Consider the following 23,545-nt stretch of genomic DNA (forward strand, 5'->3'; position numbering starts at 1 on the left):
TGTATTTAGCAAAATTATCAGTATAATTTTATATAGGAAGGTCGATAATGTAAGCGAAGCAAATATCGTTTTAAGTCGTGACCTCGTAAATCTATAAAACCGTTGAGAGGAGTGATCTAATGAGAAACATAATAGAAGTTAAGGATTTTGTAAAGAAATACGATAAATTTACAGCAGTTGATAATGTTTCTTTTGAGGTAGAAGAAGGAAGCATCTTTGCATTCTTAGGCCCAAATGGAGCAGGTAAAAGCACAACCATCAATACATTGTGTACCATATTTGACAAGACATCAGGAACACTGACTATTGACGGAAAAGACGTTTCAAAAGAAAAGGATGCAGTTAGAGGTGTCATTGGAGTTGTTTTTCAGGAACCAACACTTGATAATAAAATGACCGTTCTGGAAAATCTAATTATGCATTGTCATTTTTATAGTATTCCCAAAAATGAGGCTGATGAGCGTATTCAATTTGTTTTAAATTTAGTGGATTTACTAGAATGGAAAAAAGCAATGGTAAGTAGTTTGTCCGGTGGTATGAAACGGCGTGTGGAAATAGCAAGAGCATTACTGCATTACCCAAAAGTATTGTTCTTAGATGAACCAACCACAGGCCTTGACCCTCAAACAAGGGCCCACATGTGGGAATACATTGTAAAGCTACAAAAGGAGAAGAATATCACCATTTTTTTAACAACGCATTATATGGAAGAGGCAGAGATTTGCAGTAAAGTTGCAATTATGGATGGTGGCAAAATCATTGCATTAGATACACCTTACCATTTGAAACAGCAATATACAAAGGATAAGGCGAATATTACAACCACAGACGAGCAAGGTCTGGAGACACTGTTAGATGACTCAGGGTTTATTTATAAGAAAAAAACAGGTTATTACTCAGTTGAAGTTAATGATTTATCAAAACTTATGGAGATAATAAGCGAGCATAAAGCTGCGATAACAGATTTGGAAATTAAAAAAGGCACATTAAATGACGTATTCTTAGAAATTACCGGAAAAGATATAAGAAAGTGAGGAATTTATGGATATTATATTAGCTTTATGGTTTAGAAATATAAAAATTTTTGTAAGGAATCGTGTTCAACTTATTTTCACGATTATCATGCCATTCTTCTTTTTATTTGTGTTCAGTTCGATATTTAAAAATGAAAATATTGAAAACCCAGTAAACTATATGCTGGCCGGTATTGTAATAACCACCGTATTTCAAACCGCTCTTACCGTTGCCACAAGTACAATTGAAGATATTGTTTCGGGATTCATGAAGGAAGTTCTTGTAAGCCCAGTTAAACGAATCCAGATTGCAGCAGGTCAGCTATTATCAGCAGCAACTATAGCAACTTTGCAGGGTATTATTATTTTATTCATTGGCTATTTTATAGGGCTTAAGTTTACATCATGGGTAACTCCATTTGAGGTAATTGCTGTGATGATTATGGTTGGACTTGTATTTTCCGGACTGGGATTGTATATAGCGACTCTGGTTAAGAATTCACAAACGTTTCAAGTTGTAATAACTGCGATAACAATGCCACTTACATTTCTTTGTGGTGCATATATTCCGCTTTCATTGTTACCAAAGGTATTGCAATATATTGCTTATCTCAATCCCATGACATATACAACAGCATTTTTTAGAACTATTATACTGGAAAAGACATCTTTAACAACAGATCAATTGATAGCAGAGCAGCTTGCTTTTAAAATAGGAAGTTTTGTAATTACGCCGGTTATCAGCATGGTAATTGTAATCATCTTCGGACTTATATTTTTACTATTATCAACTTATGTTTTCTCAAGGGTGGATTTTTCAACGATTAATCGCTCGAAAACTAAAGAAGGCGATATATTTAGTTAATAATATAAGAAATGAGTATTAGCTTATCATAATTATAAATATTAAAATAACACAATGTATAAGCATCTTATACATTGTGTTATTTTTTTCTCAAAACATGTAAATTATGAAAATAGAATATAGTAAAATTAATCTTGATCTGTAATCCTTGCTGAACGCTCATTAAATTTTTTAGTTTCTTCAGGTGAACCATAATTAATGTTACTAGATAGATTACTCAAATTATAGGGTTTGGCTGCAGTAGCTTGTTCATTACTTTGCTCTTTTTTTGAACCAACAGTAAAACCAGGGGATTCATTACTTGCTTGTAAAGGAGCACCAGTAATGCTGCTCTTTACATTAGCAGTTGAATTAGTGCTTGAATTTTTATTGTTTTTATTCATAAGTTTCTCCCTTCAACTAAATATATTACACTTTATGTATTCAGTGTATAATATAGTTTACCCAATATTAGAAAATATATTTAGGAGGGCTATTTTAGTTGTAACATTTTAATGATAACCAGTATATTATATACTAACAAATGAAGTATTAATGGGACAAACTTAAGAAAGATAAATTCAATAATTTTTACCTTAAGCGAGGTGAAATACGTATGTGTTGTTGGTGGATAATATTATTATTGATATTTGACAATAACAATTGTTGTGATAATAATTTTAATAATGGTTGTTGTTGTAACAATGATTTTGATAATGATCGCAATAGATGTTGTAACAATGGTAGAAACAATAATTCTAATAATGTCAGTGATCCTTGGTGTGAACCTTGGTGTGATCCATGTTGCTGTAATCATCATCGTCGTAATTGCCATAATAATTAATGAGACGATTGTAAATATAAAACAGAGTTGTTTTTTAACAGCTCTGTTTTCTGATTTTAGACTCATTTGCCATGGCATAGCTTATCACCTCTTATTAATAGTATATTCACTGTTAACATAAGATGGAACAAATGTTACCTCCAAATTAACCCACATAATAATTCAAAGAGTTCTAACAAAATTTTTGGATTTTTTCCTGTCAATTGTTTTATTCTATCTAGCCTGTAATTTAAGGTGTTTCTATGTATATTCAGGCTGCTGGCTACTTTATTAATATCGCCATTTTGTTCAACATATGATTGTATAGTTTTAATGAGTTCTAGTTTATGGCCAGATTTATCAAGATTCAAAAATATAGAAATTAATGATTCTTTATTATCATAAGATAAATGAATAAAGAATTTTAGATCATCATAGTTATAGATTAAAGCTGATGGCTTTATCTTAATACCGAATTCCATTGATAACTCCGCATTTTTTAGTGAAACAGCAGCGAAATGTTCTTCGCCGCCCAAACAAATTTTATTTATGTCTGCACTTTTTTCTATATCGTTTAAAATAAATATAGTATTATAATCACTTGTACTAAAAAAAACTACTTTATTATCATCTACATCATAATAATGAGAGAATTTATTACATAATAGTCTAAAAGCACTTGAATTCACATTGGTATATACAAGAATAGCCTGACACTTCTTTGTGAGATCAAGACCATAACTTTTAGCTCTCTCATGAAATTCATCATCATACTCCGATGTTCTATGCGCCAAATCTTGATAAAACTTCTGTGAATTTAACAGTTTATTCTGCATTTCTTCATTAATTATAGATTGTTCGATTAAGAGAACTGCGGTTACACGAACCAACTTACTAAATTTTATTACCTCATCAGTATTTCCTGTAATACCTATTACACCTATTATTTTATCATTTATTATAATAGGTTCATTTATCCCAGATTTAATTTTCTCTCCATTTTCATGAATTTCATTTCTAAGTTGATCATTTATTGCTATTCTAGCTCCTTCATGAATGTTGCCAATACGATTAACATCTCCACTACCAATAATAATTCCATTTTCATCCATAACATTTATATTATAAGGAATAACATCCATCATTTCCGATACAATCTTTTGTGCTATATCTTTAGATAATTTAATATTACTCACACCCTTTAACTGCTTAATATATAATATAGTTTAACCTATATAATCACAAAAACACAGTTAAGAATGTAACTTATAATAAACCATATATTATAGTTGCAGTAATTGCCATAGATCCACCTACTATAGATTCATATGGAATAAGTTTCATACGGTTTTTAATTTTCATTTTTACAGATTCACTTGTAGCATGAAAGAAATTTCCATGTGGTAAGTGGTCAATAACTGTAGCCCCTGTATGAACCATAATTGCTGCATTTAATGGGGGTACGCCCATAGATAATATTGCTTTTCCAAAGCTTCCAGTTGCTAGAATTGCTCCGGTAGCTGTAGATGAAGTAGCTCCTGCCATGAGTATTCCGGAAATTGGAGCTAAAAATACTCCTGAAATGCCTACTGATTGAATAAATTTTACAACTACTTCACTTAAGTTAGAGTTAGAAATTATACCTGCTATTGCACCTGCACCGATTAGTATTATAGCAGTACCTGTCATTTTATTTAAGCCAGAAGTAGTGTATGGGATAATTTTATTAAATTGACCCATTGCGATTAATCCTATTAATCCAGCAACTGGAAGTATGATCATAGAATCAATTTTAATATTCGCTAAAAATTGTATATGAAGTATATTTCCTATTGGACTTAGTGATAACAATAGGATTGCTACAATTGGTGCCACCATTGATTTTACAAAAGTCGGCTTTTCTTTTGTGCTAGTTACAATTATATCTGACTCTTTAATTAATTCACCTTTTTTACTTAGAAATGTAGCAACGAAATATGTTACTATGAGCCCTACTATTGCGGGAATAAAACCATTGATCATTACTTGTGCTAAATCTAAATTAAAACCTTTAGCTATTGCTATTGTATTTGGATTAGGGGAAATTATGTTTCCAGCCTTCCCTCCGCCTATCATCGCTAAAAGTATTGACGATTTAGTAAGTCCAGCTTTTCTACCTACTGATAATGCTATTGGTGCAACTATAATAACTGAAACTGCAATAAATACACCTACAGCAGTTATGACCATCGTTGATATGGCTATTGCTAAAAGAGCCTTTTGTTCGCCTAGTTTTTCCACTATAGTTTCTGCAATTTTCTCAGCTGCACCAGAATCAATTAAAATACCAGCGAGTATACCTGCTGCAAGAACTCGAACCACTGCTCCCATTACGCTATTGGTACCATTAATAACAATTTGTGTTGTTTCTGCCAAACTAGCGCCGCCAACCAATCCACCGATTATTGCACCAAAGAAAAGTGCATATACAGGACTTAACTTTTTAAATATCAAAATTATTGCAATTATCAAACCAAATATTGCGCCACCCCAATTAATAACAGCCATTTAATTCCTCCTTGTCGTATACTGTAGTTGTTGTTATTGTTTATTACTAAATAAAGTTTTCGTAGCTTATATATTAATGATAGTATATTTATAAATCCATTGATATTGGTTACTTAACATTTTCTATAGTTCATTTGCACAATAACTCTTCTGTTTCAATTTGGTAGAGGTATATCTATGAAATTATTATGGTTATAAAATCCAAAATGCTGCCTAATAAATTAGGCAGCATTTTGGAGTAAGATATTAACGTATGAAATTGGTTCCAATTCTCTGTTCTGCTTCTGGTAATGTAACACCTGACTTTTTACCTGCGTTTATGCAGTTTAAAAGCCATGCCATATTGTTACCTAATACTCTCATTGTTTGCATTCCTTCTAAATCTTGTTTTACTTCATCAGGCGTATTTCCATGTACCATATTCCAATATTGAGACGATACAACAGGCATATTTGATATAGTGAAATATTTATTTAATTGTTCAAAGGCTGCTGTTGAACCACCGCGGCGGCAACTTACAATTGCAGCACCAGGCTTATATTGAAAACCGTCTCCAGCATAGAAAAATCTATCTAAAAAAGAAGTTATTTGACCAGATGCACTTGCATAATGTACAGGTGAGCCAAAAATAAAACCATCAACTGATTTAGCTTTTTCTAAAGCAATATTTACAGTATCATCATTAAATACGCATTTGTGAGAATCGTCTTTAGAACAACCACCACAGGCCATGCAACCACGAATAGGTTTAGTTCCAACATGAAAAATTTCTGTTTCAATATTTGCTTTTTCTAGCTGCTTTGCCACCTCGCATAGAGCAGTATAAGTACATCCGTTAACTTTTGGACTTCCATTAATAAGTAAAACTTTCATTGTAATACCTCACTTTAATTTTATTTTATCTTGATAATATTTATATATAATAAGAATTATTTATAGTTCAGTAGATGTTTTTTATTGTACGGATCTATTTTAGTATATAAGTATTATTAATACAAGTACGCACTTATTTATCCTATAGTAACTAAATAGTAACTGAACAAGAGAATTCTGCTTAAAATTCAAATCATATTATGCTATAATTATAATGAGGTGGATTACGGATGATTACTATATTATCACCAGCGAAAACTTTGAAAATGGAAAAGGCGCTTAATACTAAATTATATACGTTGCCTACATTTGTTAAGGAAGCAAGTAGCTTAATTAAAGAACTTATAAAATATTCCCCGGAAGACTTGGAAGGATTAATGAAGATAAATAGTAAACTTGCAGAGCAGAATTTCAAAAGGCATATTATGTGGGAAAAAAATCATGATTTGTCTAATGGTAAGCAAGCGTTATTAGCATATGATGGCGCTGTATATCAAGGAATAAGTGCAGGGGATTTAACTCAGCAGCAGTTAGATTTTGCTAATGACCATTTAAGAATATTTTCCGGGTTATATGGTGTACTTAGGCCGCTTGATTTGATTCAACCCTACAGATTAGAGATGGGAACTAAAATTAAAAATAGGAGAGGTAATAATTTATATAGTTTTTGGAATCATAAGCTTACTACATATATCAAGAAAGAATTAAAAAGCCAAAATGATAATATAATAATAGATTTAGCCTCAAAGGAGTATTCTACAGTAATTGATATGAGTAAAATTAATGTAGATGTAATAACGCCAGTATTTAAGGATTATAAACATGGAATTTACAAGGGAATAACAATTTACACAAAAAGGGCAAGAGGACTTATGAGCAAGTTTATTCTAGAAAATAGTATTATTGAGCCAAGTGGGTTAAAAGAATTTAATGAAGAGGGATATAGTTTTAATGAAAAGCTATCCTCAAAGGAGGAATTCATATTTACAAGATAAAAGGAGTTATAGTGAGGAATATTATTGAATATTGGAGGTTGATTAAATGAAAAAATCCCTATTGGTTTTAATAAGATTATTTGTAGGTCTTTTTATCTACTCACTTGGTATAGTATTTACTATTAATGCAAATTTGGGATTATCTCCTTGGGATGTTTTTCACCAAGGTATATCCAAACTTACGGGAATTACAATGGGTCAAGCAAGTATCATAGCAGGATTATTTATTGTAATACTAGATTGGGTACTAGGCGAGAGAGTTGGTATAGCAACAATATGTAATATGTTGTTTATAGGTATATTTATGGATTTGCTTATGCTAAACCATCTGGTTCCTGTTTTTAATAGCATGATAATAAGAGTAATAATGATGCTTATAGGCATGTTTATTATAGGAGTTGCTAGCTATTTTTATATTGGTGTTGGTTTAGGTTCTGGTCCAAGAGATGGATTAATGGTAGCTATTACAAAGAAAACTGGAAAATCAGTTAGATTAGTTAGGAATTGTATAGAGTTTGTAGTATTAGTTATTGGTTATTTTTTAGGAGGAGCTGTAGGTTTCGGAACACTAATTATGGTAGTTTGTGGAGGTTACTTTGTACAATTTGCTTTTAAAATATTTGATTTTGATGTTAGGAAAGTCAATCATATATTTATTAACGACTATGTGGATTTTATAAAAAATATGGTTAAAGAAGATAAAAAAGACTCAACTGTTGATTAGTATATTTAATAATAAATTAATATAAGTCATGGTGAAAATTAGATGAAAGATTAAATTCATTTTAACGTTTACATATTCTATAAATCGTGGTAAAATGACTATGGATGTTTCGTTTTATCAAAACTTTAGGAGGAAAACAACTTATGAAAAAACTAATGAATAAATGGAACCAGATGAGCCTTGTAAAACAAATAATTATAGGACTAATTATTGGTATTATCCTGGCCGTAACAATTCCACAGCAAGCAAAACCAATCGTCATCTTCGGTTCTTTATTTGTGGGTGCTTTGAAAGCAATTGCACCAATGCTAGTATTCTTCCTTGTTATGTCTGCCATCTCTCAACACAAGAGTGGTCATCAAACTAATTTAAAATCAGTTATCGGACTTTATCTTTTAGGAACATTTGTAGCTGGACTTGTTGCGGTTGTTGCAAGCTTTATGTTCCCTGTAACTTTAACACTTGCAGAGGGAGTTAAGAATGCGACCCCACCTGGAGGCGTTGTGGAGGTTCTTCGCGCATTACTTCTTAATGTTGTTGATAATCCAGTAAAAGCACTTTATAATGCCAATTATATAGGCATATTGTCATGGGCATTACTTCTGGGCGTTGCACTAAAAAATGCGCCTGATACTACAAAAACTATGATCGACAATGTTTCAGAAGCAGTAACCCAATTGGTTAGATGGGTAATAAACTTTGCGCCACTGGGTATTATGGGTCTCGTATTTGACGCTATTGCTACAAATGGAGTTGAGGCATTACTCAGTTATGGACAATTACTTGCACTTTTAATTGGGTGTATGATTTTTGTGGCACTTGTTGTAAATCCGATCATTGTGTATATAAATATTCGCCAAAATCCATATCCACTTGTATTTAAGTGTTTAAGGGAAAGTGGTATTACTGCATTCTTTACACGTAGTTCTGCTGCAAACATTCCTGTAAATATGAGCTTATGTGAAGAATTAGCTTTAGATAAAGATACCTATTCGGTGTCCATACCTCTAGGAGCTACGATAAATATGGCAGGAGCTGCTATTACTATTACAGTTTTGACGCTTGCAGCAGTTCACACACTAGGAATTAAAGTGGACATCCCTACTGCATTTATTCTTAGCATACTAGCTGCAGTAAGCGCTTGTGGTACTTCAGGAGTAGCAGGTGGTTCAATACTGTTAGTTCCTCTAGCAGCTAGCTTATTTGGAATTCCAAATGAGATTGCAATGCAGGTAGTAGGAGTAGGCTTTATAGTAGGAGTATTACAAGACTCTTGCGAAACCGCACTTAACTCGTCAACAGATGCACTTTTTACAGCAACTGCTGAATATGCTAAGCGTCGCAAAGAAGGAAAAGAAGTTATTATTAACAGATAGAAAATAAATAATGCTTTTGTTATACAAATTTATTATGAATAAAATTTAGAGAGCCAGCAGATATTTATCTGCTGGCTCTCATTTGTTAAAGTGTATATTCTATTTTATAGATTTAAAGCATTAATAACTTTATCGCAAGTGGCATCCATTCCCATTTGAGTTACAAATGCTAAACCTGATACAACAGGTATGTCTAACTTAATGTTATTAGGTCCTATCAAAACAATAACATCTGGGTTTATAGCTTCTATATTAGCGGTGTAAACATTAGCCCCTTCTACATCTACATCAATGGCTTTTTTCTCACAATATTCCTTAATATAGTTTACTGCAGCCTCTAATTTATGTTGCGAAGTTCCAGTTGCAACTAGTATTTTCTTCATAATAATAACCTCCATCATCTTTTTATCGTTTTGGTGATTTAAATGATACTATTTTTGATATCCTTTACAGAATAACATTATAGCTCTTATTTGTAAAACTAAAGTTATAGTGAATTAAATAACACTTATTTATTTGTATTACTAAATGAAATTAGTTCTGAATAGAAATAAAGAAATTAGGTATACAGAAAAGTTTAATTCAGTCGATAACTATATAGATAATTAATATAGAAATAGACTGAAGGAGTAGATGGAATTATGAAAGATGTAAGAGTTTTGATTGTTGATGATTCACCTTTTCAAATAGCATTATTAGCAGATATTCTAACCGAAAGTGGATTTGATGTAGTTGGTGAGGCAAAATGCTTAGAAGAAGTTATTGAGGAAGTTAGCAGAATAAGACCCAATTTAGTAACTATGGATATGACTCTTCCAGGAACAGATGGATTTGAATGTACAAGAGCAATACATAAAATTGATAAAGATATTAAAGTGATAATTGTTAGTTCGATGATGGATGATGAACTTATAAGAAAAGCAAAGAAAACTCATGTATGTGGATACATTCAGAAACCTGTTGATTCAGAAGAGTTATCATTATTAATAAATAGAGTTATGGCAGATGAAGAACTATATTTAGAGCTAGAAAAATTATATCCAGATGTATTTAAAGAGGCTTTATTAAATATTTTCAATAAGCTTACAAAAACAGTGCCGGAAATTACAAATGAAAGTAATGATAATCTTGCTATACATAGTGAAGGTATATCAATAGTTATGGGGATTACAGGTAAATATTCAGGTAGACTAATTTTGGATATGTCATCAGATACTGCAACGAGCCTTGCAACCGTTTTATTAAAAAGAGAACCTAAAACTAATGAAGAATTACTAAATGTTATGTCAGAAATAGCTAACATGTTTGCTGGAAATGCATGCTCAATGATAAACAAGAAAAATAAGTTGTTTGGCCTAAGGGTTGCACCACCAACTATATTTCATGGCGAGTCAATAAATATATCAAAAGCAGAACTTGAGAATACTTTCTCGGCTATTGTTGAATCTCAATTCGGAAATTTGTCAATAAATATAGGGTTTAATAGAGGTGATGGGGAATGGATGTCAATCATATAAATCCAGTTTTGGAGGCATTTAATATTATAATGCCACAACTAGGGTTAAATAATATTCAGAAAAATGGAGTTAGCGTAAAGGGTAAATATATAAAAAGCATTGGTGTTGTCATTATTATTGGAATTATTGGTGATGTTAAAGGTAATATTATCTATGGAATGAGTGTAGATACTGCAAAAAAAATAGCTTCAGTAATGATGATGGGTATGCCTGTAGATAACTTTGATGAGTTACCGCAAAGTGCAATCTCTGAACTGGTTAATATGTTAACAGCAAATGTTGCAATGAATTTCTCAAAAGATAATATAGATGTAGACATATCTACACCTACCCTTATTGAAGGTGATTTTACTGCGAGTAGTAATGCTGATAAAATTTTGTGCGTTGAAATGAGCGTAGATGGAATGATTATTGAGGTTAATATATCTTTAGAAAAAAATAGAATATAGTTATAATTAATTGAGAGCCAGTGGATATTTATTTATCTGCTGGCTCTCTATTATAATGTATAATATTATTTTTTCTTAGGTATCTAAGGGGTATATTGTCCTACTACTTTAACAATTACATCATGTTTGGTATAGATATAGCATAAGATTTGTGGATACTTATTTGAGACACTTTTTAAAGTATTATAGGAAGCAGAATGGTTATTAATATCATTTTTAATAGGGTCAATCAAAAATCCCAAAAGGTTTAGTGAGGCATTAGGATCTATAACATAGTTTTTTTTCACTTTATTATTATTAATTATATAGTAATCATCATCAACATAATATTCGCCATTTTCATATATAGCAGTCCCATTTTTTTTTGCTGCTTTTATAGCAGCATTTCCTTTTAGAAATTTAACATCGTCAAATCTTAAATATCTCTTGCCACTTTCTTCATATACCATAGATATATAACCAATTTGTTTAGAGTTATCTAATATATTGTTTTTAATAAAATAGACTGTAGATAGTAAAATAACTACGCAGGCTAATATAATTCTTACTTTGGGTTTGTATAAATTAGTATTCATAATTACCCACCTTTTATAATCAAATTTAAATAATTTATAATATATTTTATATCTTTTGTATTATTCATATCTTAACCTAAATTTAGTTTTATACTTAATAATTAATATTTAACGTCAGTAAATTTATAACAGTAAAAGAGGAATATAACAACAAATGTAGAATAATGAAATTGTATAGGTAAATTTAGGGTAAGAATATAGGAAGGCGGGAAATTATAATGGTTAAATGTTCAAGTTGTGGAGCGGAAATTTTAGGGGGACAGAAATTTTGTATAAAATGTGGCGCAAAGGTTAGTGTAGAAAATATAGGAGTACAGAACCAAGATCAATCTTCACAAAGTCAAAGTGTAGATGAAAATCATGCAGATCAAACCCAAAAGGTTAAGTTGCCAAAAGTTAATTTTAATCTTACTAAAAAGAATAAAATCATTGCAATTGTTACAGTAATTACTGTTGTTTTATTAATAATTGCCGGTAATGTAGGGAAATCGTTAACAAGCAGGGAAAAGGTTGTTGAAAAGTTTAATCAGGCTTTAGCTTCCAAAAACTCTTCGAAATTAGCTAAATACATAGATTCTACAGATGTAAATCAAAAGATTGATGGTAAAGGTGTTGATGGGTTATTAAGTTATATTAAAAAAAATCCATCCTATGAAAATGAAATTAAAACATCAATAGAGGATCAATCATCAAAAATTGACACGGCTTCTAAATCAAAAGAGAGTGCGCAGGAGCTTTTGGAGCAGTTGGCTTTAGATTTTGATACAACAGATGATTTATTTACATTGAAGAAGAAAGGCAAGACTTGGCTTTTTTACGATAAATATGTTCTCGAATTCAAACCTGTTTATATTAAGTTGGAAACAAATTATAAAGATACGCAGATTTTTTTAGATGATAAGCTGATTGCTACTGCAGACAAAGAAAAATATGAAAAAGAAGTAGGACCTTATATGCCGGGTTTATATAAAATGAAAACTTCACTTAAAGGGAAATACTCAAATATTGAAAAAACCGAAGATGTGGATTTAGTAAAAGCAGGCAGTTCAAGCGATGGAAATCAAAGGGTTGCATCAGTGGATTTAAATATGGATGCATATGAAATATCAGTTGAGTCTGATTTTGAAGATTCAAAGCTTTTTGTAAATGCTAAGGATACAGGGATATTAGTCAAGGATGCAAAACAATTTGGTCCTGTTTCTAAGGATGGATCAGTCAAACTATACGCACAGAAAGAATTCCCTTGGGGCATAGAAAAAAGTAAAGAAGTAAAAGTTACTGGAGAGAACACGATTACTTTGAATATAGCTGGAGCGAATGATAAAGTAACAGCAACATTAATGGATACAATAAATGTGTATAAAAAAGGTTGGGCTGAATCAAGAACATCACGTGATGTATCAAAAATTCTAAATGTAAGTGAAAAGAGAAAGAAAATCTCTATTGAGGCTATAGAAGATATGATTAAAAACAAGGATTTAACTATTTTTAAAATGAAAACATCACTTTTTGATTTGGATAGTATTATTGTATATCAGAAGGATAATAAATATTATGCTGAAGTGGACGATTTCGGAAAAGCTGATTATATAGAGTATAAAGAAGCAGGCACGGTACCTACGGCTGTAGAGAAACAATGTGAATTTAAGTATGTATTGATTTATGATGAAACATCGAAAAAATGGCTAGTGGATTCCGTTGATGATTTATATGGCACGCCATCAGAAAATACAAAAGAATTTACTTTTTAATTCTAATTAATATTTAAATATGTAAATGGGATTGTATAACATCGGTAGTAATAGTTGTTATGCAGTCCTATTTAGTCATATTAGTAGAATGAATAGAATATGTTGAGCTTTTATGATATAATTGGATTTAATAACAAATTATATATTTAAATGTAAAAAAAGGGGAGAACTTATGTCTTTTATGAATAATTTATCAAGAATTGCTAAATCTGTAGGCGATAACGCAAGCAATATGGCAAAGAAATCTGGAGAAATGATTGAAATTACAAAATTGAACATAGCTATTCAATCACAAGAGGACAAAATAAAGATTGCTAAAAATGAAATAGGGGCTACTATTTTTTCGAAATTCGAAGAAGGAGAAGCTGTAGATCCTGATATTTTGCAGTACTGCAACTCAATAAATCAAGTTAAGAGTGATATATTGGACATACAACTTAAGATTTCTAAATTAAAAAATGTGATCAGCTGCGAGAAATGTGGACAAGAGATTGCTTTAGATACTGATTTTTGCCCTAATTGTGGTGAAAGGCATGTTACTCAAGAGGCGTCTACACCTAAGGTAGATATTGAGTTTGAGGAAAACAAAGAAAATATTGAATAGCTAGGGGGGATTTATTAATGAATACATACGAAAATATAAGTAAAGAATTAAGATCATACTTTTCAACCAATACTTTTTTTAGATTAGCATTACCATTCGATATGTTCGTTGTTTATGGTTGCGCGGGAGTAATGATTATAAATAGATTTATTAGCTTAGGTTCTTTACTTGGTTCAATTGCTTTTTATGGTTTTATAATTGGATTACTTCTTAGTTTTGCTAATGATAATAAAAAAATAATGTATCGTGGTCTTTTTGCATATGCAGGATTACATGTGTATACAGTTCTACTATATGTAATAAAGTTTAGAATTGTTGATTTTAGTTCGCTTATGGACCTTCTTGTTTTTGGAGGAATTGGTTACTTAGTATTTAAAAAAAGATACAGTTAGCGGCATTATTTCTAATAATAAAAATGCACCAATAAATTAATATAAAAAATGTATACTGGAGTAAGATGATGATTTCTGTAATATTGACAGAAATCATTTTTTATATTAAATAAATAACGGTACATATAATTTAAAAACATTTCGACAATAATATATTAAATTAAGTCTATTTTTCGTAAAAAACTAATATGAATCAATTTACAATTAAAGAGTACAAATAAGCAAAGCCATTTATTATATAACAACTATAATTTTATGATTTAGGTGGAAGCTTTGCATAAAAGAGAGTAATTTGATGAATGAAAAAAAAGGGGAAATAAAGGAAATTTATAATTTGCATAGAAGTATGTTAAATACATGAATTATATATGAAGAATTTATGAACAAACTAGAAAATTTAAATGCTAATTTTTCTAAAAGGAGTGGTTGTTTTGGTAAAAATAAAACTTGTTATTGCGGATACTGACGAGATATATGTAAATAGGCTAATTAATTTTTTTAGCGGTAGTTATAATGATGAATTAGAAATGTATTCATTTACTAACATGGACACATTAAATGATTTTATATCAAACAATAAAGTTGATGTATTAATTGCAACTGAATCATTTGGAATCAATATTAAGGAGATACCTGAAAAAATTGCTTTTGCTTATTTTTCTGATTCAGTATCCATAGATACAATAAGTGGAGTTAGAACAGTATGTAAATATCAAAAGGTGGATTTAATTTATAAAGAAATTCTTAGCTTATATTCTGAGAAGACAACAAATGTTATTGGATATAAATCGGAAAATGGAGAAATCACTAAAATACATACGTTTTTGTCTTGTAGTGGGGGCACAGGAACTTCAACTGTAGCTGCTGCTTATGCGATAAACATGGCCCGTAAGGAGAAAAAAGTACTTTATCTTAATTTTGAATTGCTAGGATCTACAAATGCATTTTTTAATGCAGAGGGGCTTTTTAATTTCAGTGATGTTATTTATGCAATTAAAAGTAAAAAGTCAAATTTAATATTAAAGCTTGAGAGTACTGTTAAAAAAGATCCTACAGGTGTATTTTTCTATGATGCTTGCAAGATGCCCTTTGATGTTATGGAAATGAGTAAAGAAGATATAAAAAAATTGTTAGACGAACTGAAAATTGCCGGAATATATGATTACATAATTATAGACACAGATTTTACATTAAATAAAAAGATGAACTTAATTATACAATATTCTAATTCACTGGTTTTTGTTTCAGATGGTACAGAAGTTGCAATAGCAAAATTTAAAATGTCCTATGAAGCATTAAAGGTTTTAGAGGAAGAACAGAAGATAAGTTTATTCTCAAAGATATCTCTTATTTATAACAAGTTTAGTAGTGAGAATGGAAAATATATAGATGATGAAAGCATAAATGTACTTGGAGGTACTCCTAGATATAAGAATGCTACAACGGTTCAGATAGCTCAACAAATATCTGAAATGGGTATCTTTAATAATATTAAATAATATAACTATTTAAAGAGGTGAGTTAGATGAATGAAGAAAAATTACCGGAATTCATATTAGGGATTAAAAAACACATAATTGATGATGTATCAATTATGAATCTTACAGATGAAGAACTTGAAAATCAGATAGAAAAGATTGTTCTAGAAAGAATAGGCGGACAATATTTGCCTATGGAGCAGAAAATTGCAATTGTTGAGGATATTTATAGTTCTATACGTGGGTTTGGATTATTAGATACTATTATTAGTGATGATAGTATAACTGAAGTAATGATTAATGGGGCTGATAATATCTTCATTGAGAAAAGCGGAAAGCTGATAAAGCTAGACAAAAAGTTTGAAAGTCAACGTCGACTTGAAGACATTATACAAAGGATAGTTGGGCTTGCCGGTAGAGAAATTAATCAAGCTAGTCCTATTGTAGATACGAGATTACCAGATGGATCCCGAGTAAATGTTGTTTTGCCTCCGATATCTTTGAGTGGACCAATAGTCACTATTCGTAAGTTTTCAAAAACTCCAATGACAATGGAAAAACTTTTAAAGTACGAATCTTTAACTCCGGAGGTAGCACAGACACTCCAAATGTTTGTTGAAGCAAAATATAATATTTTTATTAGTGGCGGTACAGGATCTGGTAAAACAACCTTCCTTAATGCACTGACAAATTATATACCAAGGGGAGAACGTATTATAACAATAGAGGATTCTGCTGAATTACAAATAACTGGAATTGATAATTTAGTTAGCCTAGAAACGCGAAATGCCAATACATCAGGCACAGGGGAAGTTACAATTAGGGATTTAATTAAATCTTCACTCCGTATGAGGCCAGAAAGAATTGTTGTTGGAGAAGTCAGAGGTGGGGAAGCACTTGATATGTTACAAGCCATGAATACGGGTCATGATGGTTCACTTTCAACTGGACATGCCAATTCCACAGAGGATATGCTTAGTCGTTTAGAAACAATGGTGTTAACAGGCGCTTCTGGGTTGCCTCTTGATGCAGTTAGGCAGCAAATAGCTTCTGCAGTTGATATAATAATACATTTATCAAGACTTAGAGACCATTCAAGAAAAACCATGGAGATAACTGAAGTTCTAAAATATGAAAATGGTAAAATACAATTAAACCCTCTTTATATATTTGAAGAAGACGATAATAGTACTATGGAAAAAGTTTCTGGAAAATTGGTAAGAACAAAAAATCCACTTCAAAACAATTTAAAACTTAAATTGTCTGGTATGAAATCAGAGATATAGGGGGGTGAGGTAATGGCACTATTCAAAAAAAAGATTAAAATTGAACCTAAACATTATTTATTTCCTGATGCTAAGGTGTACTTTGAATATAATTTGAGTATAAAAGAAAAAATATTATATTTTTTAATTGCTTTTTGTGTTGGAAGTATAGTTGGATACATATTCTATTCAAAAATTGTCATAGCAATAATTGCAGGTTTGGTAGCTGGGTATGCTTTTATACCAATAAGAAGAAAGCAAATTATTAATAATCAAATTAAAAAATTAAGAATTCAATTTAGAGATTTGTTAGAAACACTCTCCACATCTATTAGTGCAGGTAAAAACATTATAGATTCATTTATTGCTTCATATGATGATTTGAAAGGACAATATTCGGAGTCAGCAGACATGGTATTAGAAGTTAAAAATATCGTAAGTGGAGTTAATAATAACGTTAATATTGAAGATTTGCTACTTGATTTAGCAGAGCGTAGTGGTGTTGAGGACATTATTAGTTTCGCGGATGTATTCGAAATTTGTTATCGTAAAGGCGGTAATATTAAGGAGATAATCAAGAATACATATGAAATTATTGATGATAAGATGCAAATTGATATGGAGATAGAAACAATGGTTACCTCTGCAAAAACAGAACAAAAGATGATGCTTGTAATGCCCATATTATTCGTATTTATTATGAAATCTATGGGTGGAGGATTAAGTGGGCAAGGAACTCCAATAAGTATTGTAACAACAACAATAGCATTATGCCTCTTTGCACTAGCATATTTTGTTGGTACAAAAATTATGGCTATAAAATTATGAGGTGGTTTATTTGAATTTATTATCTATTATTATGCTTAGCATCGGAACGATTTTATTTGTTTTATACATAATTATTTTGAATATAGGAAGTAGTAAATATTCAGAGTATATTGATAATTTACCTGATAAAGAACATTTTTTAAAAGGTATGTACCCAGTTGGATTTTATGTTTTAGACAAAATAAAGTATAGATATTCTTCAAAATTGGATAGAAAAAGGCTAAAAGAAACCACTGTAATATTTGGAGAGAAATATGCAAGATATTACTTGAACTTAAACTATGCACAAAAAGTATCTGTAGGTTTATTTATATTACCATTTGGATTTTTATTTTATTCGTTGGTAAATAATGGAGTGATTTTCATTTTGGATTTTGTATTTATGGCTTGTGCCTTTTGGTATTACGACATGTTAATTACAGATATAATCTCTAAAAGAAATAGCGATATAGATAGAGATTTACCAAACATAATCTCAAAACTCACACTGCTTGTAAATGCAGGAATGATTTTATCAGAGGCTTGGATAAAAGTGAGCACTACAGGAAATAGCACCATTTATGAAGAAATGAGAAAAACTACAATGGAAATTCAAAATGGAACTTCTGAAATAGAGGCATATATGAATTTTTCAGATAGATGTATGAAAATGGAAGTAACAAAGTTTATTTCAACTTTAGTTCAGAATATCACTAAGGGAAATAAAGAACTGGTAACTTACCTTAAAGACCAAACTAAAATAAGTTGGGAAGAAAAGAAACATAATGTTAGACGGCAAGGTGAAAAAGCTTCAAGTAAATTACTTATTCCAATATCAATCACTTTTATTGGAATATTAATTATGATAGTTGTGCCTATATTTGCTAATTTCTCAATGTAAATTGAGATGTTATATAGATGAAAATAAAAAAATATTAAAAACGGGGGAGAAATAAAAATGTTAATGAGAGTAAATGAATGTTATTTTAGCGCAAAATTTAAATTAGAGGATTTTATGAAAAAGGAGAAAGGTAGTTCTGAGATTATAGCAATGGTACTAATTATAGCAATGGTACTTGTTTTAGCAGGAATATTTTGGGACAAGCTTTCAGAATTCTTCGATAAGTTATGGGCAAATGTTATAGCCAACGATCCAACTGGAGATATTAAGAAATAAAAATTAATTTATCAAATTAGGTCATTAAATATGCATACCACAGAGTGTGCATATTAAGGGGTGTTGTTATGAGGGAAAATTTCAAGAGATTTGTTAAGCAGGAAAAAGCATCAGCAACGATTTTGGAATATACAATAGTGTTACCTTTGGTTATGGGAGTTGTGTTTATGCTAGTTTTCACTGGGCATATTCAACACCAAAAGACTGTGCTGCAGTCTGCAACTAATAGAGGTGCAATACTTGCAAGTAGGTCTATCACTGACCCGAATTATGATTCAATAGTAACTACGAATTCAGGAAAAGATGGAAATGATATAACAGCAATATTGATAAATGATGCAACTTACAACAAGACAAAACCATATAGGTATCTGTTTAGATCAGGTGGGGTTATTCCTAGAGCTGAAAATGATGTTGATAATATTATTAGAATTAATTCATTATTTCCTGATGGAGTACCTGTGGTTGAAGCTAAAGAGGTACCAGGTATTTTTAGAAAAGTAATTGTAACTGCAAAACAGGACTATAAAGTTCCTGTTCTACTGCCTGGGTTTGATATACCTAGTTTTTTAACATTAGAATCAGAAAGTACAGTGTATGTTAATCAACCAGCAGAATTTATTAGAAATGCAGATTTTGCAATTGATTTAGTTCAACCTTTAGTTGATAACGTGGTTACAGAAATCAACACTATATTCAAAGAAGTTTCATTTTTCAATAAGTAAAATAGTAAAGATAGAGGTGTAATGAACAGTGAGCAGAAAGACTAAAAAACGAATAGAAGGCTCAATATCTATTTTCTTGGTTATTATTCTTGTACCTATGATATGTTTATCTGGGCTGATTGTTGATGCATCAAGAGTGCAACTTGGCAAATCTATGGTAGCAAGTGCTGGAGATTTAACAATGAATTCTGGGTTAGCTAATTATGACACGGTGTTAAAGGATGTATATGGGCTATTTGCGGTTTCCCAAAATGAAGATGATTTGTCTGCAAATCTGGAAAAATACTTTACAGATACACTGATAGCGAATAAAGTGGTTGGATCAGCAGAGGAAATTGACGCTCAACCGATCTTAAAAAGTATTAGTGATGAATTTTCAGGGAAGTCGTCTAACCTGTTAAAAATGGAAGTGGAAGACTTTACTGCAACAAAAGTACCAGGGAGTGACCTTGCAAGTCCTAACATTCTTAAAAATCAAATAGTGGAATTTATGAAATATCGTGCCCCTGTAAATGTGGGACTTAGTTTTCTTGATTCAATGTCAGCTTTTAGCAGGCTTTCTAAGCAGGCAGATGTAACTAAACAAAAGGTGAATGTGGATGAAAAGGCAGCTGATTTTAACGATGCCTGTGGTAAATTATATAAAAAACTAAACGAATATAATGAAAAGATTAAGACTGATAATCCAAACTTATGGAAAGCAAGTTATGATAAGTATGGGACAAGTTATGAAACTATTAATAAAACTGTTATAATTTTGATGAGTGATATACCTGTAGCGGATGTTTTTGTAAAAAAGAATGAAAATGCGGACTATCCGTATTACATAGAAGGACTTTTCCCTGTAATTATAAATGAAGTAACCATCGAGGCTCTAATAGCAAAGAGAAAACAGATAATGGCAGAAGTAGATACTACTGATTTTAATATGAATTATATTAAAAAACTTATGGATGTTGTGAATAGCAAAAGTAGTTTGACCTTAGGTGAAAAATCACAATATCTAATATTGTACGAGAAATATATAGAAAAAATTGCATTGTTAATAAGATATGATGAAAAATGCAAAGAAGTTTCTGGGACTCAGAGTGTTCTAGATCCTAAAAGCAATAATAAATTAAAAGATGCAGTGGCTATTTCAGAAATGGCTAAGTCTATTAATGGTGAAATTGTTAAAGCAAAGAATGAAAGTGACATTTTATGCAAGCAAGCTCAAGCGGATATAACAAAAAAAATCACATTCATAACTGATACTGAAACTTTAATAAATGATTCTATAGACAAAATGGGAAAAGCGTTAGATGCTGCGAAAGTTGTTGGTGCTGCCAATAAGACATTTAAAGGTTCTGTTGATACTTACAATACTGGTGGAGGTGAAGATGCTTTTAGTTCCGCAATGGGTCAAGAAACTAAATATAATGAGAAAGCCTTTGATGAAAAATCAGTTGAAGAACTTAAAAAGCAGCTTGAAGCTCACAAGAAATTTTTAGACACTTTAAAACCAATATTAGCAAGCGTTACATATGGTGGGACATCAATAAAAGATATTGGTAGCTTTGAGGATGCAAAAAAGGTATTAGCAGGTGCCAAAGATCCTTCAGGAAAAACCTATAAGCAAAAGATAGAAGAGGCAACTCCATCAAATGTTAATCAAGCATTTATAGATGGAATATACAAAAATGCATTTAAACAGGAAATCTATCCAGCACAAACATCACTAACTATAGGTGAGCTAGAGGGTGGATTTTGGAAGTATCTTGTAGCTGCATTTTCTGCTAATGAAACTAAAGCGGATGAAGAAACAAAAATAAAGGATGAGATAGGTAACATGGCTAAAACGGACTCCAATAATATAAATGAGGGGGAAGTGACTGGCATTCCGGCAAGTTCATATAAAAATTTGCCATCTGGGCCTGTAGAGGGTGGTGCCAATAGTACAAAAGTTGATTATCAAGTAGGTAAAAATAAGGGTTTTTTTGATTTACTTGGAACCATGAATGATACGGTTAAAAATCTTTTAAGTCCTGGCGGGTTTGAAAATGTTTTAACAACTGGAAGAGATAATCTTTATGTAATGGATTATGCATTTAATATGTTTTCCTTTCATACACAGAAAGCTGAATATACTAAAGATAATAAGGAATCAACTAACCCAGAGGATATAAAAACATTATCAAATATTAAAATAAATTCATCAAATAATGCAATGTATGGTGCAGAAGTAGAATATCTTCTTTACGGAATGGGAACCCCAAAACAAAATGTGGATAAAGCAAGAGGAAATATTTTTGCTTTAAGATTCATTGCAAATTCAGGGTATGCTCTAACAAATGCAGAAATAAGAGGTATCACATTGCCACCAGCTTTAGCAATACAAACAGCATCAGCTGGGTTTATACCCTATAAGTTGCCACAAGTAGTTATGCAGTTATGCCTTGCTTTAGCAGAATCTGCTGCAGATCTTTCTGCAATGGAAGCAGGAAATAAAATAGCTATTTTAAAGTCAAATGAAACCTGGGTAATGTCTCCCAAAGGTGGCATGAATTTGGCTAGAGATATTGTTAAAGATAAATCGGCAACAACTATAAATACTGCGGCTGGAAGGGTAAAAGGTGCATTAAGCGATTTAATTGATAATACAGGGAAGAAGGTAACCGTAAAAGCAACGGATTTAATTGAGGATGTAAGAATAGCTACCACTGCAAAAGCAACGGAAGCAGTGGGGGAGTTATTTAGTATTTTTTCGGAAAAAATGTTAACATCCTTAGACCAAACGGTGAAAGACGTTAAAGATGGTAAAACCCCACCGCAAGCTGCCAAACAAATCACCGATGCTGCCTTGGCTGAAGTTCAAACTTATATCGACGGACAAGCAGATGGTATTATTAAAACTATAATGCAAGAATATTTTATAAGTATTGAGAAGATAGCCACAGACATTAACAAAGAGTTAGAAGCAGCAATTGGTGATTTATATAATAATTCGTCAGCAGATTTACTTATGAACGTTGAAAAAAAGGTTGCAACTCAGGTTGAGGCTGGTATAAAAATTTTAACAGATAAAATTGGTGGTAAGTTGGAGAGTACTATGACAGAATATGAAAATAAAATAATTGGATATGGAGAGGGAAATATAGATAAAACGGCGGATAAGGCAATAGAAGCAACAAATGAATTTTTTGACAAAACATTTGCTAAATATACTGATAAGTTGCCTGATGTTTCAGGAAAAGTTGATCTAGCTAAACCAGATAAAAAAGGTAAAAATAGTTCCATAATAACTATGCTTAAATTTGGATATAGCGATTATTTGAAAATGTTTATGTTTGGTAATATTACTTCAAACGATGATTTAGTTGTTCGAAGAATAGCTGACGTTATTCAAATAAATGTAGGTAATGGTTTCACGGATACTACGCCATTATATACCCATAAAAAAGGTGCTGGGTTTAGAATGAATAAGGCAAATACCTATATTGAGATTAATGCTACAGTCAAGCTATCAACTATGTTTATGGCACTACCTATGTTAACAAAATCAACAAAAGATTCAGAAAAAAAAGCAGTAGAATATTTTCCTATAAAATATAAAAGTGCATTAGGTTATTAA

The 23,545-nt window shown here is 31.2% G+C and carries 24 protein-coding genes; 18 read left to right on the top strand and 6 right to left on the bottom strand.

The annotated features are described in order from the left end of the window. Positions 1-119 precede the first annotated feature (119 nt). Positions 120-1,034, top strand: a complete 915-nt coding sequence (locus tag KPL55_RS12385) for an ABC transporter ATP-binding protein (RefSeq protein WP_216307045.1) — start codon at positions 120-122, stop codon at positions 1,032-1,034. A gap of 7 nt (positions 1,035-1,041) precedes the next feature. Continuing rightward, a complete protein-coding gene (locus KPL55_RS12390; RefSeq protein WP_216307046.1) occupies positions 1,042-1,878 on the top strand; it encodes an ABC transporter permease in 837 nt (278 codons plus the stop codon). Between the two features lie 128 nt (positions 1,879-2,006). Here the strand turns inward: KPL55_RS12390 and KPL55_RS12395 are convergent, their stop codons facing one another. Then, positions 2,007-2,261, bottom strand: coding sequence for a hypothetical protein (locus tag KPL55_RS12395; protein WP_216307047.1), 255 nt, complete (start codon positions 2,259-2,261; stop codon positions 2,007-2,009). Positions 2,262-2,500: 239 nt separating this feature from the next. Here KPL55_RS12395 and KPL55_RS12400 point away from each other — a divergent pair, with 239 nt between their 5' ends. After that, complete coding sequence (locus KPL55_RS12400) at positions 2,501-2,701, top strand: hypothetical protein (RefSeq protein WP_216307048.1); 201 nt, start codon at positions 2,501-2,503, stop codon at positions 2,699-2,701. 134 nt (positions 2,702-2,835) lie between these two features. Here KPL55_RS12400 and KPL55_RS26555 read toward each other — a convergent pair whose 3' ends face one another. The 3 genes from KPL55_RS26555 to KPL55_RS12415 all read right to left on the bottom strand — a co-directional run bounded on the left by KPL55_RS26555 (position 2,836) and on the right by KPL55_RS12415 (position 6,100). Then, positions 2,836-3,876, bottom strand: a complete 1,041-nt coding sequence (locus KPL55_RS26555) for a CdaR family transcriptional regulator (protein WP_312887283.1) — start codon at positions 3,874-3,876, stop codon at positions 2,836-2,838. A gap of 70 nt (positions 3,877-3,946) precedes the next feature. After that, positions 3,947-5,227: a GntP family permease gene (locus KPL55_RS12410; RefSeq protein WP_216307049.1), complete on the bottom strand. Its 1,281-nt coding sequence runs from the start codon at positions 5,225-5,227 to the stop codon at positions 3,947-3,949. 246 nt (positions 5,228-5,473) lie between these two features. Further along, positions 5,474-6,100 (bottom strand): flavodoxin family protein, encoded by a 627-nt coding sequence (locus tag KPL55_RS12415; protein ID WP_216307050.1) that lies wholly within the window; start codon positions 6,098-6,100, stop codon positions 5,474-5,476. 230 nt (positions 6,101-6,330) lie between these two features. Here KPL55_RS12415 and yaaA point away from each other — a divergent pair, with 230 nt between their 5' ends. The 3 genes from yaaA to sstT all read left to right on the top strand — a co-directional run bounded on the left by yaaA (position 6,331) and on the right by sstT (position 9,195). Then, positions 6,331-7,095, top strand: coding sequence for a peroxide stress protein YaaA (yaaA, locus tag KPL55_RS12420; protein WP_216307051.1), 765 nt, complete (start codon positions 6,331-6,333; stop codon positions 7,093-7,095). A gap of 46 nt (positions 7,096-7,141) precedes the next feature. Further along, positions 7,142-7,819, top strand: coding sequence for a YczE/YyaS/YitT family protein (locus KPL55_RS12425; protein WP_216307052.1), 678 nt, complete (start codon positions 7,142-7,144; stop codon positions 7,817-7,819). Between the two features lie 143 nt (positions 7,820-7,962). Further along, a complete protein-coding gene (gene sstT / locus KPL55_RS12430; RefSeq protein WP_216307053.1) occupies positions 7,963-9,195 on the top strand; it encodes a serine/threonine transporter SstT in 1,233 nt (410 codons plus the stop codon). A gap of 104 nt (positions 9,196-9,299) precedes the next feature. Here sstT and KPL55_RS12435 read toward each other — a convergent pair whose 3' ends face one another. Next, positions 9,300-9,578, bottom strand: a complete 279-nt coding sequence (locus tag KPL55_RS12435) for a PTS sugar transporter subunit IIB (protein ID WP_216307054.1) — start codon at positions 9,576-9,578, stop codon at positions 9,300-9,302. A 258-nt stretch (positions 9,579-9,836) separates the two neighbouring features. Between KPL55_RS12435 and KPL55_RS12440 the strand changes: the two genes are divergently transcribed. Continuing rightward, complete coding sequence (locus KPL55_RS12440; RefSeq protein WP_216307055.1) at positions 9,837-10,712, top strand: response regulator; 876 nt, start codon at positions 9,837-9,839, stop codon at positions 10,710-10,712. Next, positions 10,694-11,161: a chemotaxis protein CheX gene (locus tag KPL55_RS12445; RefSeq protein WP_216307056.1), complete on the top strand. Its 468-nt coding sequence runs from the start codon at positions 10,694-10,696 to the stop codon at positions 11,159-11,161. Before KPL55_RS12440 ends, KPL55_RS12445 begins: the two co-directional genes overlap by 19 nt. Before the next feature lie 83 nt (positions 11,162-11,244). Here KPL55_RS12445 and KPL55_RS12450 read toward each other — a convergent pair whose 3' ends face one another. Further along, positions 11,245-11,736: a hypothetical protein gene (locus KPL55_RS12450; RefSeq protein ID WP_216307057.1), complete on the bottom strand. Its 492-nt coding sequence runs from the start codon at positions 11,734-11,736 to the stop codon at positions 11,245-11,247. Between the two features lie 218 nt (positions 11,737-11,954). Here KPL55_RS12450 and KPL55_RS12455 point away from each other — a divergent pair, with 218 nt between their 5' ends. The 10 genes from KPL55_RS12455 (at position 11,955) to KPL55_RS26560 (ending at position 23,545) form a co-directional block, all read left to right on the top strand. After that, positions 11,955-13,487 carry a zinc ribbon domain-containing protein gene (locus tag KPL55_RS12455; protein ID WP_216307058.1) on the top strand — a complete coding sequence of 511 codons (1,533 nt, stop codon included), beginning with the start codon at positions 11,955-11,957 and terminating at the stop codon, positions 13,485-13,487. 172 nt (positions 13,488-13,659) lie between these two features. Continuing rightward, on the top strand, positions 13,660-14,091 hold the full coding sequence (locus KPL55_RS12460; RefSeq protein WP_216307059.1) for a hydrogenase/urease maturation nickel metallochaperone HypA: 432 nt from the start codon (positions 13,660-13,662) through the stop codon (positions 14,089-14,091). A gap of 17 nt (positions 14,092-14,108) precedes the next feature. Then, entirely contained in the window at positions 14,109-14,483 is a 375-nt protein-coding gene (locus KPL55_RS12465; RefSeq protein ID WP_216307060.1) for a hypothetical protein, read from the top strand. A gap of 431 nt (positions 14,484-14,914) precedes the next feature. Beyond that, entirely contained in the window at positions 14,915-15,982 is a 1,068-nt protein-coding gene (locus tag KPL55_RS12470) for an AAA family ATPase (protein ID WP_216307061.1), read from the top strand. A 26-nt stretch (positions 15,983-16,008) separates the two neighbouring features. Continuing rightward, positions 16,009-17,247, top strand: coding sequence for a TadA family conjugal transfer-associated ATPase (locus KPL55_RS12475; protein WP_216307062.1), 1,239 nt, complete (start codon positions 16,009-16,011; stop codon positions 17,245-17,247). Positions 17,248-17,259: 12 nt separating this feature from the next. Beyond that, positions 17,260-18,054: a type II secretion system F family protein gene (locus tag KPL55_RS12480; RefSeq protein WP_216307063.1), complete on the top strand. Its 795-nt coding sequence runs from the start codon at positions 17,260-17,262 to the stop codon at positions 18,052-18,054. Positions 18,055-18,064: 10 nt separating this feature from the next. Further along, a complete protein-coding gene (locus KPL55_RS12485; protein WP_216307064.1) occupies positions 18,065-18,934 on the top strand; it encodes a type II secretion system F family protein in 870 nt (289 codons plus the stop codon). Between the two features lie 57 nt (positions 18,935-18,991). Continuing rightward, the gene (locus tag KPL55_RS12490; RefSeq protein WP_216307065.1) at positions 18,992-19,210 is read left to right on the top strand and encodes an archaellin/type IV pilin N-terminal domain-containing protein; all 219 of its coding nucleotides are present in this window, start codon (positions 18,992-18,994) and stop codon (positions 19,208-19,210) included. Positions 19,211-19,278: 68 nt separating this feature from the next. Next, positions 19,279-19,935: a TadE/TadG family type IV pilus assembly protein gene (locus KPL55_RS12495; protein WP_216307066.1), complete on the top strand. Its 657-nt coding sequence runs from the start codon at positions 19,279-19,281 to the stop codon at positions 19,933-19,935. A gap of 28 nt (positions 19,936-19,963) precedes the next feature. Then, positions 19,964-23,545: a DUF5702 domain-containing protein gene (locus KPL55_RS26560; protein WP_216307067.1), complete on the top strand. Its 3,582-nt coding sequence runs from the start codon at positions 19,964-19,966 to the stop codon at positions 23,543-23,545.

The sequence above is a fragment of the Clostridium lacusfryxellense genome (genome assembly GCF_018861735.1).
Classification (GTDB): domain Bacteria; phylum Bacillota; class Clostridia; order Clostridiales; family Clostridiaceae; genus Clostridium_AD; species Clostridium_AD lacusfryxellense.